This window comes from Nitrospirota bacterium (assembly GCA_035873375.1).
GTDB lineage: Bacteria > Nitrospirota > Thermodesulfovibrionia > Thermodesulfovibrionales > JdFR-85 > BMS3Bbin07.
Genome location: JAYWMQ010000027.1, coordinates 43,921 through 59,675 on the forward strand (window position 1 = coordinate 43,921; position 15,755 = coordinate 59,675).

Annotated in this window: 11 protein-coding genes; all 11 read left to right on the top strand. The window is 45.9% G+C overall.

All coding sequences use genetic code 11. The features are described from left to right. Window positions 1-9: 9 nt before the first annotated feature. The 11 genes from VST71_06060 (at window position 10) to VST71_06110 (ending at window position 15,617) form a co-directional block, all read left to right on the top strand. Complete coding sequence (locus VST71_06060; GenBank protein MEC4685276.1) at window positions 10-1,092, top strand: cytochrome c3 family protein; 1,083 nt, start codon at window positions 10-12, stop codon at window positions 1,090-1,092. Window positions 1,093-1,274: 182 nt separating this feature from the next. After that, window positions 1,275-2,408 (top strand): cytochrome c3 family protein, encoded by a 1,134-nt coding sequence (locus VST71_06065; protein ID MEC4685277.1) that lies wholly within the window; start codon window positions 1,275-1,277, stop codon window positions 2,406-2,408. Window positions 2,409-2,509: 101 nt separating this feature from the next. Continuing rightward, window positions 2,510-3,445 (top strand): NHL repeat-containing protein, encoded by a 936-nt coding sequence (locus VST71_06070; GenBank protein ID MEC4685278.1) that lies wholly within the window; start codon window positions 2,510-2,512, stop codon window positions 3,443-3,445. A gap of 52 nt (window positions 3,446-3,497) precedes the next feature. Beyond that, a complete protein-coding gene (locus VST71_06075) occupies window positions 3,498-5,183 on the top strand; it encodes a DUF4382 domain-containing protein (GenBank protein ID MEC4685279.1) in 1,686 nt (561 codons plus the stop codon). Window positions 5,184-5,328: 145 nt separating this feature from the next. Next, entirely contained in the window at window positions 5,329-7,596 is a 2,268-nt protein-coding gene (locus tag VST71_06080; protein ID MEC4685280.1) for a hypothetical protein, read from the top strand. Window positions 7,597-7,687: 91 nt separating this feature from the next. Then, entirely contained in the window at window positions 7,688-8,248 is a 561-nt protein-coding gene (locus VST71_06085; protein ID MEC4685281.1) for a hypothetical protein, read from the top strand. An 84-nt stretch (window positions 8,249-8,332) separates the two neighbouring features. Then, entirely contained in the window at window positions 8,333-8,914 is a 582-nt protein-coding gene (locus VST71_06090) for a hypothetical protein (protein MEC4685282.1), read from the top strand. 123 nt (window positions 8,915-9,037) lie between these two features. Then, on the top strand, window positions 9,038-10,555 hold the full coding sequence (locus VST71_06095) for an OmpA family protein (protein MEC4685283.1): 1,518 nt from the start codon (window positions 9,038-9,040) through the stop codon (window positions 10,553-10,555). A gap of 26 nt (window positions 10,556-10,581) precedes the next feature. Further along, window positions 10,582-12,300 (top strand): peptidyl-prolyl cis-trans isomerase, encoded by a 1,719-nt coding sequence (locus VST71_06100; protein MEC4685284.1) that lies wholly within the window; start codon window positions 10,582-10,584, stop codon window positions 12,298-12,300. A gap of 91 nt (window positions 12,301-12,391) precedes the next feature. Then, entirely contained in the window at window positions 12,392-14,353 is a 1,962-nt protein-coding gene (locus tag VST71_06105) for a cytochrome c3 family protein (GenBank protein MEC4685285.1), read from the top strand. Beyond that, entirely contained in the window at window positions 14,334-15,617 is a 1,284-nt protein-coding gene (locus VST71_06110; GenBank protein MEC4685286.1) for a cytochrome c3 family protein, read from the top strand. The genes VST71_06105 and VST71_06110 overlap by 20 nt, the downstream gene beginning before the upstream one ends. Window positions 15,618-15,755: the final 138 nt, after the last annotated feature.

Consider the following 15,755-nt stretch of genomic DNA (forward strand, 5'->3'; position numbering starts at 1 on the left):
AGGAAAGTGATGAGAAAAACATTATTGATGACAGTGCTCTTGGTATTTCTGTCTGCAATTTTTATTTATTCTTATGCTGACGCCAAAGTATCCGGTGTTTGTTCAAGCTGTCACACCATGCACAACAGCCAGGATGGTTCACCGATGACGTTTGACAGTTCGGCTACTCCTAACGGGAAATTGCTCCGGGGCAGCTGTGTGGGCTGTCATGCACAGAATACTGCCAGCAATATCGTCAACTCCATACCCCAGGTTTACCATTCAGACCCAACAGACCTTGCAGCTGGGAATTTTTCGTATGTTGTAACCTCGGACTCCAGCGGACATAATGTCCAGGGCATAGTGACCTCGGCAGATGCCACACTCGTCAATACACCGCCTGGATATAACAGCGGCTATGACCCGTCATTAACAGGGTTTGATACCACGAGCCGCCTGGTATGCGCAGGGTCTAACGGCTGTCACGGTAACAGGGATTCCTCTGATGAGTGGACTGCAGTCAGTGGGGGACATCACGGTGATGACTCTATCCTCAAGTACGGCGCCGGTTTTACACTGACCGGGCAGGGGGCTGATGTGCCCACCAGTTACAGGTTCCTATACAAGATAAAGGGTGCAGAGGACAGCGACTGGCAGGATACAGCGACTGCTACAGACCACAACGAGTATCTGGCGGAAGCCTATGCCACGAGGGGCACGACGGATTCATGGGCAAATATGAAGGGCACAATAAGTGAGCTCTGCTCTGAATGTCATTCCACGTTCCACCTGGGAGGAACCAGCGGTATCGGTTCTGCCTCACCGTGGCTGAGACACCCGACAGATGTTGTAATCCCGAATTCAGGAGAGTTTGCTTCCATATCAACAACGTATAGTGATGAAACCCCGGTAGGAAGGCCTGCGGCATCATTGACAACCGGGTTGACTGCTGCAATAGGGACTGTTGCTGCCGGGACCGACAGGGTTATCTGTCTCTCGTGTCACAGGGCACATGGTTCGCAATATCCCGATAGTCTGAGATACAGTTATCAGACAACCCTGAATACCGGTGCAGGTTGTTTGAGGTGTCATACACAGAAAGATGCATACTAAATATAATTGAAGAAAAGTTTTCAGGCTAACGGCTGAATTTACAAAAACATGGGTATCTGACGATACCCATGTTTTTTATGGATACTCTTATATTGAAAGAGATGGCGGGGGGGGAGGTTCTAAAAACTTTATTATGTTAATGCCTGATCCGGATTTAGGCATCGGGGGGTAGGAAGAGAAGGATGAAGAGAGTTGTTATGGCAGCCTTTGCAGTCCTTTTGTCTCTGTTTTTTGTTTATACTTTGTCCATGACCAGCAAGGCCGGTGCTGCAGTAACCGGTCAGTGTGTAAACTGTCATACTATGCACAACAGTCAGGATGGCGGACCTGTGGTTAGAGACGGCCCCGGTGTTGGATGGAATGATTCAGGAGTTTTAACAGGAGGCACACCCTCATCTACGCCCAGGAATAAACTTCTTGTTGCAGGTTGCGTGGGATGCCATTCTTCAAGCAGTAGTCAGACCATTATAAGTAAAGGCAGCAGCAATATACCTATTGTCTTTAACACTACGGTGCCTGTTAACCCACTGGCCGGTGGCAACTTTTACTGGCTTGCCCAGGGGGATGACACCAAGGGCCATAATGTTTATGGCATAGCAGGTACAGACAGCAACCTGAGTACAGCGCCCGGTAGAAATCCGGCTGCTTGCTCAGATAGTTGTCACGATACCCTGGCAGCCGCGCCTGACGTCAATAACTATTACCGGGGCGGATGTCAGGGCTGTCATGTCTTTACGTCACACCATGATGACGTCAACTATCCATGGTACCGGTTCTTGAAAGGTCATGGTATAAGTCCGGGCTTTGCCCTTACCCCTGACCGTAAAGAGCTTAATGACTATGTCAAAGGTGTTGAAGATGATGACTGGGAACAGGAGACCGTTATCGACCACAATTATTATAAGGGGACAAACGTAATAACCTATACTAATGACGGGACATCTCTTACGAATTATCAGACTATTACTGCATTCTGTTCCGGCTGCCACAGTGTGTTCCATGGCCCGGAGAGGAGTAGTGACGGTATGGGGAGTGCAAGCCCGTGGATAAGACATCCAACCGATATATCCTTGCCTTCAACGGGGGAGTTCGCGGTATATGATCCTGTTACCAACTATAGTGCTGAGGCCCCTGTAGCCTGGATTGACCCCTCAAGTCCTGTAAGGTCAGGGGCTACAGTGATGTGCCTTTCGTGCCATAGACCTCATGGCTCGGACCAGTCTGATATGTTGAGGTGGGATTACAGTAATATGTCTACCTGTTGCGGTGGTCAGGATACCGGCTGCGTTACATGCCATACTGCAAAGAATGACTGAACAGGTTTTGACCCGGAGTATAACTTATGAGAAAATGGTTTGACAATATCTTGATAAATGCCATATCTTATTCTATGATTAAGGATTGATTCAGGAGGTTTATGTTCCGTATCCTTGTTGTAATTATTTCCTTTGTAATACCCTTTCTTCTCGTCCAGCGCAAGATAGAGGCCCAGTTACAGGATGTTCCTGTAGTCCATGCATACAGCATTGTGGAAGGAGAAGAAGACAGGTTGTTTTTCCCTTCCTTTGTGTGGGCGGAGCCAGTCAGTAACGAGGTTTACGTTATTGACGGAAAAAGCAGGATTATCATATATACGTCAGATTTTTTCCCCCTATTTACCCTTGATAGCAGAAAGGGCATTGAGTCACCACAGGGGTTGACTCTGGATGCTGAAGGTAATATGTACGTTGCTCAGTCTGCCACAAAGGACAACCCCAGGCACAGGATTTCCGTTTTCAATGCATGTCTTAAGTGGGTGCGTGATATTTATCTGGAGGGTTTTGAGGGATCCGAGTCGTTTAACCCATATCGTCTGGCCATGGATAAAGCGGGTAATATCTATGTAGCAGGGTCCTATTTCCCCGGAGTTTTGGTGCTGACTAATCAAGGCCGTTTCCTGGAGGTAATATCACCTGAAGAAGAAGGTAGAAAGGTGAAATTAAATGATGTGACCCTGGATAAAGCAGGCAGGATATATCTTGTCAGCGAGGAGATGGGTCATATATATGTCTATGATGAAAACAGGAAGTTTCTTTTCAAGTTTGGCCGCAAAGGTGGGAGCACAGGCAAGTTGAGCCGTCCGATGGCTGTCGGTGTAGATAATCGAAACGGAAGGATGTATGTGGTAGATTATATGCGTCATACTGTTTCTGTGTATGATAAGGACGGTAAATATCTGTTTGAATTTGGAGGCCTGGGCCTGTCCGCGGGATGGTTTCAGTTCCCCAGGGATATATCAGTCGATTCAACAGGCAGAATACTTATTGCCGATACCTTTAATAACAGGGTGGAAGTGTATCAGCCTAAAGAATAGCAGCGGGTATGAGGTGGAGGAAAGGTCTTTTCAGGTCTGAAAAAATTAAGGGATGGATATAGATAAGCAGGAATTATCCACAGATTGTGTTGATAGCGAATACAACAAAAAGATTCTGTCAGAACACGGGGAGTTTATGTCGAACAATGTACAGCTTTATAAAGACACTGCAGTTTTAGTAATGATCTCCGTACTCTTAGTCCTTTGCTCGGTTCTCCTTTTAACGGGATGCACTACAATTAAAGGACAGCAAGAGGTTTCAAGGCATTCTCAGGGACAGATTGACCTCTTTCTGAAGGGGACTGATGATGCTTCCGTGGATATTTCATTTGATCTGGCTGCTGTTGATATTATGGCAGAGGACGGTACCTATAGAGAGTTAATGAGTGCCCCTCTGAATATAAATTCCCTTGCCATGAGGGGCCGTCAGATACTCCTGGCCGAAAAAACTCTACCGGAGGGCAGATATAAAAAACTCCGGTTTGTTGTAAGCCGGGCATTGATCAGGAGAAAAGGCGTGATTGCACGTTTAGCCTTGCCTCCCGAGGGAATAGAGATACCTGTAAGTATTACGATATATAAAGACCAGAACACATCATTGTTCCTGACCTGGGATGCAGATGCATCTGTTGTTGATAAATACCTGTTTAAACCTGACTTTTCTGTTAAGGGTCAGGTCCCGGAACTGAGCAGCCTCCTTGTTTATGTTACCAATGAGGATTCGGATAATGTCTCCGTTATTAACAGACAATTAGGTGAGGTAGTGGCAACTGTAAGGGTGGGAAGAAAACCCAGGGGTATTGCTGCAGGCCTGAGAAGGGAGAGGTTGAGGGTTTATGTGGCCAATTCAGGTTCTAACAGCATTTCAGTGATTGACCCCACCACGAATAAGGTGGAACAGGAGATACCGATCCGGTTTGGCAGTGAGCCGGAGGGGATAGCCGTGGCAAGGGGACCTTCTGGAGAAGAACTCATATTTGTGGCCGATTATGGCTCTGACACTGTATCCGTTGTTGATGCCACAACCTATCAGGAGATAGACAAGGTAGATGTTGGGAATGGTCCGATAGCAGTGGCAGTAGACCCCCCGGCGGAGACCGTCACGGCGTCGCGGTTCCTCAGCCTTGAGGATGTTAACATCTTGAGGAATTACCGTGAAAGATATTTTAATGTGTATGTAGTTAATAAGGATTCCAGGGATGTCTCGGTGCTGAGGATGGACCTGCAGAGAAACAGGTTTGAAGAAGTTGTCAGGTTAAGTGTAGAATGGAACCCGGTGGCGCTTGCAGTAGACTATCAGAGAGGGAAGGTCTATGTAGCTAATTATGGTTCTGACAGGCTCTCGGTCATAGATATCATAGAGGTTATTAAAGGAAATGAGGCAGGCGCTGTCAGCGATATCAGTTCTGTGGGTACCTCTGTCACAGGAGTTGTTGTTGACCCGACCTTTGACAGGATTTATCTGTTGAGGGAGGTTCCCGGCGAGATAATGATTATCAGACCTTTTCTGGAGAATTACTATACTGCGGATACGGTAATGCCCCTGGTAACAGGTACAATACCTGTTGGAACTTCACCGAGGTCCATGATTATGGACCCCGAGGCCAGAAATCTCTATGTAGTTAACAGGGAGTCTGATAATGTCTCGGTAGTGGATAAGACTGCAAGAAAAGTAGAACGGGTTATCCCTGTGGGTAAAAACCCGTATGGCATAGCAATGTTTCCGTATTATGAGTGAAAACTTGATTAACCAGAGAGCAGAGATGAAAAAAACTGCTGATTAATTGAGATAGAGAGTTAAAGATGATTTTAGTCTTGAATTCATGCAGAACGATGGTCAATGGTAAACAGGTAGCAATCATTGACAAATAACCGACGAGCTTATGCGGAAGATATTATGGAAGATTATCGGAATAGCTTTACTGACTGCCTGTCTTGGCAGCCCTGTTTTTGCCGAAGGGCTCAAGGGATGGGCAGACTTAAATAATAGGACTACAAAACAGTTTGAGGATGACAAGGAAATATCAGTCAACAAGACGTTTTATCGAAATTTCTATCTGCGTCTGGATAAATCAATCACCCCGATGCTCTCCTATCAACTCTATTTCAGGACAGGTTTGCTGGATTCCGACTTTACCGACCCTGAAGGTGTGACCACCACTACTTACAAGAGGGCTGTTGAGCCTGCAATAGACCTGTTCCTCCGGAACTCCATCTATGACCTGAGTACAGGTTATCGCCGTCAGGAGCAGTGGTCAACCGCGCACCTGAGAGATGACAGCAGAGAAACGTCCGAGTATTATTATTCACGCCTCAATATAAAACCCCTGGAATTGCCTTCCCTATCCTTGCAGTTCGACAGGAAGAGGGACTACACCCATTTCCTTATTAATGAAACAGACAAAACCAATAGCGTATATTCCGGATATTCCGGAAGCTCCATATATCAGTACTCGTTCAAGGATTTAGACCTTTCCTATAACCTTACTTACAGGCATATCGTGGATGAGACTCCGACATCTATACTGGCTAAATCAATCGGTGACAATTTTAACGGCCTGTACAGAATCGGTTACTCCCGTTCTTTTCAGGAGGGCAGTACCAGGGTGACCGCAGTCTATCAGGGGAACTATGTGCGGAACAGGAGGCAGCAGTTCGTGAACCAGACGGGCAACGTGCTTTTCGAGCGAACACCCTTTAGCGGGCTCTATGCCATAGATACGACCATCCCCATTCAACAGGAAGTGGATATATTGAATGACAAGCCATCCCTGATTGATAAGGATTATCAAACGTCAACCGGAATCAATATCGGCAGTAACGGCCAAGTGTACAATAATATAGGTATAGAGCTTTTGTCATCATTGGAGGAAGTAGACAGGTTATACATTTATGTGGACAAGGATGTCAGTTCAGATATTAGTCTTATAAATCCGAATAACTGGAAGGTCTACAGGAACAGCGTTAATCAAGGGACATGGACGGAAATAGATATCCAGAGTGTGGTGGTATCTACTGATATAGCTAATAATATCTACCGGTATGAGATAAGGTTCTCTTCTGCTCAGAGTGCACGCTATTTCAAGGTGATAAATATGTTTACTTCCAGCTTAAGTGATGTTATGGTAACGGAAATCGAGGCTTACGGTATGGACTCAATTCCCGATACAGGTGAGATTACCAAGGTGACGAGGGTTTTTACTCAGGGCCTAAACCTCAGTGTGAACCTGATGCCCGTAAAAAGGTTAAGCCTTCTCTTTAATTACTATATTGACAGGACAGATCAGAACACTGTGTCACTCCCGGACTCCATAAGTGGTATTTTTGTAAATATTTTCAGTAAATCCACGGCAGGGGATGAAGAAGGGCTGGTTAGTAATATAACAAGGACTTACAGTGTGACCTCAACATGGTTAACCCACAGGTTGCTTACTACCATTTTCCGTTTTCAGAGGAATGAGGCGTTCGACAACAAAGATGAGGCGGATATCAGCTCAAATATCTATTCCCTCTCCTTTAACTCAGTTCCCTTGCCAACTCTTGATACAACCCTTGCATTAATCAGGAGTGACAGATTCAGCTTTGGTGAGAAACAGTCCCTGAATAACTCATTGCTGTTAAGTGTAGGTTCGAGACTTTACAGGGATGTCAACATGATTACCGATATGGGATACACGGAGTCAAAATCTTATACAGCTGGTTCTCACCTCACTTCCCGCTTTATCCGTGGCTCACTTGATGCATTTCTTACCCGGAAGCTGACAGGAAATCTCATATATGGTTTTAACCGTCAATCGTCAGACGATACGTCTTCGAATTCAAAAGAGGGGGGTGCAATAATTACATATCGGCCGGGCCGGTTTATCAATCTTTCCGGAAGTTTCAGGGTTTCGGATATCGATGGCAATACAACTACCGCCGAGGGAATTTTAATTGATTGGCTTCCCGTGCCTGTCCTTAAAGTGAATTTAAACTATCAGCATGCCCGTTCTGAACCGGAGATTTCAACTGACGACTCGCTCAGCGGCTATGGGTTATGGTATATTACAAAGTTTATAGATATCCGTTTCACGTATAACTATACACGGAGTGTCAGGGAGAAAAAGATGGAAACCTATATTGTTGGTGCAAATTTGAATTGCAGATTCTGAGGTGTCTGAACTATAATTAGAGTCAGTATTAGAGAACGATTCACCGAAATAGAATATGATTGATAGAGTTAAGAGAAGAAAGCAAAACAGAATGCTTCGCTGGCCTCTGCTTCCGGCCCTGTCTCTTTTGCTGATTTTCATGTGGGGTTGTGGTAGCCCGAAACAATATATCCGGCCGGATGTAGATGTCCGCAATATAAGGAAGATAGCGGTATTACCGCTGGAAACCCTTACCACGGATGAATATGCCGGTGAAAAGATCAGGGGCCTGGTTATCTCGGAGCTCATTAACAGGGGAGTCGATGTTATCGAGCCCGGTGAGGTAACAAGGGTACTGAGGGAATTAAAGGTCGGATCCCTTAGAGGTATAACGATTGAGGATATACAGAAGATAGGGGAAAAATTGAATGTAAAGGCAGTAATGATGGGCTCGGTCGGGGCCTTTGGGATAAGCAGGGGAATTACGGCCTCTTATCCTGAGGTGTCAATCCATCTGATGATACTTGATACATCCTCCGGTAATATTATATGGTCTGCCTGGAATACAGCAGGCGGTCCCAGTTTCTGGACCAGACACTTTGGTACAGAGGGCATTACATTAAGTGAAACCGCCAGGAAGGTTGTAAAAGAGACCATTGATGCATTATTTTAAAAGTGAATGCTTAATTGAGAACAGGATAACCATTTATCATTTGCCATTGACTATTGACTATTGAAGAGTAAAAGGAGAAACGATATGGACCTGGTGAAGAAATATGCCCTGACAGGTATGCTCTGTCTATTGCTCCTTGGCGCAGGATGTCGTAGCAGCATGCCTTCATTTCATATCCGTCAGGATGTGGATTTCGGTTTTATAAAACGGGTGGCGGTATTGCCTTTAAATAATCTGACCAATGAGAGATTTGCCGCCGAAGCAGTAAGACAGGTGCTTATAAGTGAACTGCTGGCCTCGGGTCTTGTTGATGTGGTGGTTCCCGGAGAGGTAATGGCTGCAATTGACCGTCTGGGGATTAAGTCTGTCTCATCCCTGAATGCTGAACAGATAAAGGCTTTAGGTAAGGCCCTTGGTGTTCAGGCTGTTATTTTCGGTTCGGTTGAGCAGTTCGGAATGGTCAGGATGGGAAATATCTCTGCACCAAACGTGACAATTACCCTGATGATGGCGGATACAGGTTCAGGGAGCATTATCTGGTCGGTTACAAGCACAGGTGTGGGGGGCGGTTTTATGGCCAGACATTTTGGTGCGAGGACAGAGACCATGAGCGAGACACTGTTGAGGGTAGTAAAAGATGCTATCCGGACACTTGCTAAATACTGAGAATAGTCTGTTTATATCATAGTTTTAAAGATTGTCGACATGTGACAAATGAATAAAAAAAAACTGAACAACGTGGCCGTGAGACGAAACATACTTTGTAGCCCTAACCGATTGGCGTCTTCTTTGCTAATCGTTATCTTCTCGTTGTTCTTTATTACCAATATTTGCTATGCAGCCCAATCACCCCGTGGAGAGGGGAGAGAGCTGAAGGAAAGGATAGCCCTCTTTCCTCTTGTGAATCTAAGCGAGGACAGAGATGCCCTGAGGTACGTTATGCCGGTATTGAGAACCCGGTTGGAAGACAAAGGGTTTGACGTAGTGGATGAGGATAGCCTCAACAGGTTCCTGCTTAAAGAGAGAGTCAGGGCTACCGGGTACATTTCAAAGGATATGGCCAGGAAGATAGGGAAGGAATTGAATGTAAAGGCCGTTTTGCTCGGTTCCGTTAATCTGTTTTTGCGGGGAGAAAATCCAGGGATTGGTTTATCAGCCCGCCTGGTTGATTCATCCACCGGCCTTATCCTGTGGGCTGATTATGCCTCTGCTACCGGAGACGATTTCACTAAAATCCTGGGTTTGGGTAGAATAAAGACCATGGATAAGCTGCTTCCCAGGGTTGCGGACAGATTGCTTGCCTCTTTCACCACCATGCCGTCCCGTAAAGAGACGGAACATACTTACAGAATTGCCGTGATGCCGTTTCGCAATAACAGTGGAGTCAGAGATGCCGGTATAATAGCTACGTACATGTTTTTAGTGGAATTATTCAAGAATCCTGTTTTTGAACCGGTGGAGTTCGGAGAAGTCAGAAGAGCAGTAGTGGATTTAAGGGTCAGGGAGAGGGGGGAACTGGATTACAGGTATGTGAAGGCCCTTTCAAAGTCCCTGTGGGTGGATGGCTTTTTAGTCGGGACTGTGGAGCTTTACTCTGACGGACTAAATACTGCCTCTCCACCCGAGGTCTCTATAGCCGCCAGAATAGTAGATGCCGGTAAAAACAGGCTCCTGTGGTGCGATAGCTCTCAACTAAGGGGTGATGACAATATAATTGTCCTCGACTGGGGAAGGATAAGATCTGTGGATAAAGTGGCTTTTAGGGTGGTCTCAAAATTAGTAAAGAGGGCTGAGAAAGTATGTGGGGGACCAGTTCCTGTTGTTTCAGAGCCACCTCCTAAAACAAAGAAAGTTGTTCCTGAAATACCTTTGCCTGCAAATTTACAGAAAGGGTCTGAAACTTATCGGGGACCTGAAATAGACCAACGGAGCCCCCCCATTACAAGAGAGTTCCGGACGACGATATATTTTGATTACAGAAGTGCAGAAATCGGAAAGGATGCGTACAGTATCTTACTCGGATTTATTGATTTCCTGAATGCCAGGGAGATAACAGGTATTACAATTGAGGGTCATTCATGTGCGCATGGCCCTAAGCGGTTCAACTATGAAATTAGCAGGAGAAGGGCACTTGCTGTGAGGAATTTTCTGATCAAACATGGAGATGTAGCAGAAGACAGGATAATAATCAAATATTTCGGCGAAGACGGTCTTCTTTATCCTGAGATACCTACAAAAGAGAATATAAATGACCCTGAGGTGAAAAAAAACAGGAGGGTGCTTGTCACGGTAACGTACAGGCGATGAAGATGATAAAAAACGGAGATAGCAAGATGGCACAAACGCAGTCAATAGTCACCGGTCAACAGTCGGGGGTTAAGTCCGGCAGCTCCTCTGGTACAGGAAAAACCACAGACTTGAGCTCGGGAATCTTCCCGGTTGTTGTTCTCTGCTTACTGTTTGCTTTTGTGGGTGGTTGTGCATCACTTCTGCAGAGGGGAGATGTAACGGCAAAGGGAAAAATATTAGCGGTTGTAGATGGCGAGCCCATTACCGAAGAAGATTTGAAATATTCGCTGCAGATAGCCCATCGCAGGGAAGACCTTTCCTCTGCGGGGAATTTAAGTCTGGCAGAGTATGTGCAAAAACTGATTGATGATATGTTGATTATTGAGGAAGCCCGCCGTATGGGCATGGAGCAGGACCCTCAGGTTCAACAGGCCGTTAAGGCGTATATCCTGAGGGAGTCGGTCGTGAAGCTTTATGACGAGGAGATTTCGCAGAAGGTCTCAATATCGGATGAGGATATTGTAAGTTATTACAGGAAGAACTATGAGAGGTTTTCGCTTGGCATTATTGAGGTAAGTTCAGAGGAAGAGGCCGGTAATATAGCAGGACAACTAAAGAAGGGAGCTGATTTCAGTGACCTTGCCCGGAAGTACTCTACCCATCGTTCCGGGGAAAACGGGGGAGAGATTGTTCTTACACGAAGGTCCATGCCGGCTTATATTGCTGAAACTATTGCCGGGCTCAGCCCGGGTGAGTTGAGTGATATTCTGAAGATACGGGATAAATATTATATAGTAATGCTGCTCAGCAGGAAAGAGGCGCCTGATGAAGAACTCAAAAATGTCCGAAAAGAGATAGAAAAGGTTATCAGGAAACAAAGGGAAAAAGAGCGTGCTGATGAATATCTGGAATATCTTCGTGAACACGCTGTCATTAAGATTAATAAGGATATTCTTTCTGCTATCAGTCCGGATAAAGGAGACGAGGAAGCAGTGGAATGGTCAAAGGATAAAAGGGTAGTGGCAGAGGTGAATGGTTCGGTCCTTACAGCAGGTGAGTTTGTCGCAATGGCCACTGCTTACAGGGGTAAATCAAATGAATATATCCTTAATAGCTGGATTGACCGTAAGATAGTTGACCAGGAGGCGCTTGGCCGGCGTTACGATACTACTCCCGATTTGAAGAAAAAGATAGAGCGCTATGAGAATCAGCTTTTAAAGAAGGTGTTCATAAATAAAGCAATTATCCCGAAGATCGAAGTTTCAGATAAGAGATTGAAAGACTACTATCTGAAACACCGGGGAAAATTTGCCGGCCCCGACAGGTTTAGAGTTCAGCAGATTACGGTGAAGACCATGGATGAGGCCAGGAACCTATTGAGCAGCCTGCAGGATGGTGCTGATTTTTCATGGCTGGCAAAGAATAAGTCAATTGATTCTGCAGGTCCAAAAGGTGGAGAGGTTGGATGGCTTACCATGCAGAAGTTTCCAGGGCCTGTAAGGGAGTTTGTGGCTACACTGAAGACAGGAGAGGTAAGCCCGATTTTCAAGGTTGATTCATCCTATAGAATAATCCGGCTGCAGGGAAAGGTTGATGGGGAAGTCAGGAGGTTCGAAGAAGTAAGAGATGCTGTTTACAAGGCGTATTTTAAAGAAGAGTTCAATGCCCTCCGGGACGAGTTTGTGGTACAGTTGAGGGCAAAGGCACGTATAAAGATATATGATGAGGCAGTAAAGTCAATAGAGGAAGGATTGCAGAAATAGTTTGTCCTTGACAAACGAAACCGGTCAGGGATAAATTATCCAAACCGGGTAAACGGGAAACCCCGGATAGAGGTTGGCAATTGTGAGAGGAATGATTAACTCCAAAGGAAAGAATATCTTAAAAGTCCTCCTTCTGTTTTTTATCTTAAGCCTCATCTACGCATGCGTTCCTGAAGATACAGCAAGAAGGCGGGGTTTTGAACCAAAACCCTGTCTGGATTGTCACAAGGAGAAGCTGAATGAATTTCAGAAGAAGTATGTGCATTCTCCGGTAAGCAAACAGGATTGTGAGGCCTGCCACCTTCGTCATGGAAGGCTTGCCGTTAAATCCTTCAAGGAGAGGGAGGAGCGAAAGCTCTGCTTTACCTGTCACCGGAAGATGGCCTCGGATATGGATAAGTTATCCAATGTGCATACCGCCCTGAAGCAGGGCAGGTGTGTCCCCTGCCATAACCCCCATGCATCTGAAAACAGGTTTCTTCAGAAAGAGACGGGCAGTGAGCAGTGCTTTACCTGTCATGACAGGGTTCCTTTTATGAGGGCTAATCGCCATGAGCCCCTTTCAGACGGATGTCTTACATGCCATGCAGCCCATGGTTCTCAATATAAGGACAATCTCATAAAGGATGAAGCGGATCTCTGCCGCTCGTGTCATGACCCTGCTACGGGCGGTTTCAGGAAGGCACATAAGAATTATCCGGTTCAACAGGGCAAATGTACAGGTTGTCATAACCCTCACAGCTCAACAAATGATAAATTGCTCAGGAAATCAGTCCATGTTCCTCTGGAACTCGGGCAATGCAGTTCCTGTCATAAACCATCGGAAGGCCCGGATCCACTCGGTGTTATTGCTCAGGATGCCAAGCTATGCTATAGCTGTCACAAGAAGGAAGAAAAGGATTTTAAGACAGCTTACAGGCATCCTCCTGCTGGTAAAGGTAAATGTCTTGACTGTCACAGTCCTCATGCCTCGGATTATCCGAAAATTACCCTTATGGATGAAAAGGAGCTTTGTTTAAAGTGTCATGCCGACAAGCCGAAGATTGACGTGACTAACCTGCATGCACCAATAAAGGAGGAGGGCTGCACAGTCTGTCACGACCCACATGGCTCTGAGAACCCTTTTTATCTGAATGCACCTGAGGGGCAGATATGCCTTACATGTCATGCTGATATGAAAAAGGAGTTAAAAGAAATATCCACGCATAAGCCGTTCTCCGAGCTTCAATGTACAAAATGCCATGACCCTCATGGTACGGATACCCCGGTTATGCTTAAGGCCGTGCGAGCCCGGTTATGCTATAGCTGTCATCAAAAGGAGGAGAAGGAGTTTTTTAAGACCTATATCCATACACCTGTGAATAAAGGAGAGTGTCTCTCCTGCCATAAGGCGCATGCATCTGAAAATAAGGGTTTGCTGAGCAATTCACCGGATCAGCTCTGCCTTGATTGCCATGATGGTATGTTGCCGGATGTTAAGGCAAAAGAGATGCATCCTCCATTCAGGGACCGGGCCTGCCTGACATGCCATGCCCCCCATGCCAGTGATTACACGGCAAATACACTTACGCCCATGGCGGAGCTCTGTTACAAGTGTCATAAAAGCACAAAGGCTGCACTGAAAGGCAGCAAAAACAGGCACCTGCCCGTGGATGAGGGGAAATGTACGGCCTGTCACAGCCCGCATGGGACCAGGGTTGAGTATCAACTCTTAAGCCGTCCCTCGGAGCTCTGTCTTTCCTGTCATGAAAGGGTAGTGACTACCAGTGCCAGAAAAGGGCATATAGATATGGAAAAGGGGGACTGTTTGAGTTGTCATCGCTCTCATTATTCTGAATCAAAGGACTTGCTGAATGCCAAAGACCCGGCGTTATGCCTTAAATGCCACTCGACAGATACGGAGAGACTGTTGAAGGTACACAGAAAACCTTTGGCCCAAATCAGGCAGTGTCTGAGCTGTCATGAACCCCATGTAACAGAAAAGCCGGGGATGCTTAAAAAGATAAAGCATGATCCATTTGCCAGGAGGGACTGTGAAGCCTGTCATAAATGACAGAAGATTCCTGTCAGTAACCTTAATCGCTGTAAGCTTCATGCTGATAACGTTTATCTTGTCAGCCCTGAACAGTAATGCCTATGCCCGGGCTGACCTTAAAACGAGTGTGCCTGAGCTTTGCTATCAGTGTCATGTAAAGCTTGAGGAAGGCCTGTCTGACAGGTATGTCCATTTCCCGTTTAAACAGGGTATGTGCATTTCATGTCATAGCTCACATGTAAGTGATACAAAGGGCCTGATAAAGGATGATATCAATTCCCTGTGTCTGAGCTGTCATAAAGGTATCAGAAAACTTATCCGGAAATCCAGCTTGCACGGTGCCCTTAAAAGGGGCGTGTGTACGGATTGTCACACACCCCATAGCGGAAAAAATAAATACCTCCTGGTCAGCGAGGAAAAGAGACTCTGCTGGAATTGCCACGAGAATCTTAAAGGGCAACTTGACAAGCCTGAAGTGCACGCAGTTTTTAAGGAAGGAAAATGTTCATCATGCCATGATGCTCACGCATCTTCGGAGGAGAATCAGTTGCTTGCCGCCCCTGCCAGGCTGTGCAAAAGCTGTCATGCTCCACGGTGTAAGGCGGGCGGGGTCTCTATAAGTTATATCACAAAAGGAATGAATTGCACCGAATGTCACACAGGACATACCTCTGATACCAAAGGTCTCCTCGGTCCTTATGGTCATACGGCCTTTCTGAAAAAGGATTGTGAACAATGCCATAAACCTTTTGTTGCTAATGGGAAGATAACCACTAAAAGAGAGGGCGAGGCCTTGTGCCTTGGTTGCCATAAAAAGGTCATCGCAACACTCAAAGGTGCGGATGTCCACGGCGCCAATATGAAGAATGTCTGCACCATGTGTCATAATCCTCATGCATCGAAAAAGGAGAACCTGACAGTAAATGAATCAGGCGTTTGTCTCAACTGCCATGAGAAGACAGAAAAAAGGACTGCCCTGATGGAGAAGACATTGAAGTCCATCCGCTGTGCTCCTGTCAAGGACAGGAAGTGTTTTGAATGTCATGTGCCGCTGCACTCAGGTCGGCCTCTTTATTTCAGGACAGATGATATTGTAACCTGTTCCAGTTGCCATGAATCACAGCATGAAATCACCCATCCTTTAGGTGCCGGCGTCATAGACCCGCGTAACGGTAAGTCGCTTACCTGCATTTCATGTCATAGTATGCATTCTGCCAAGGCTGATTTTATGCTTACCTTTGATAGAAAGAGGCAGCTCTGTATCCAATGTCATAAAAAGTAAAATGATGCCGAAGGTGTGTGCTGAATTACACTGTTTAGGCGTTTTTGCAGTTAGATAAAAAAACGGTTTCAGAATTATATGGATGATTGAAGTCGTTAAAGGAGACCGTGTTTTTAGGCAATCTCGGCTTGCATAATT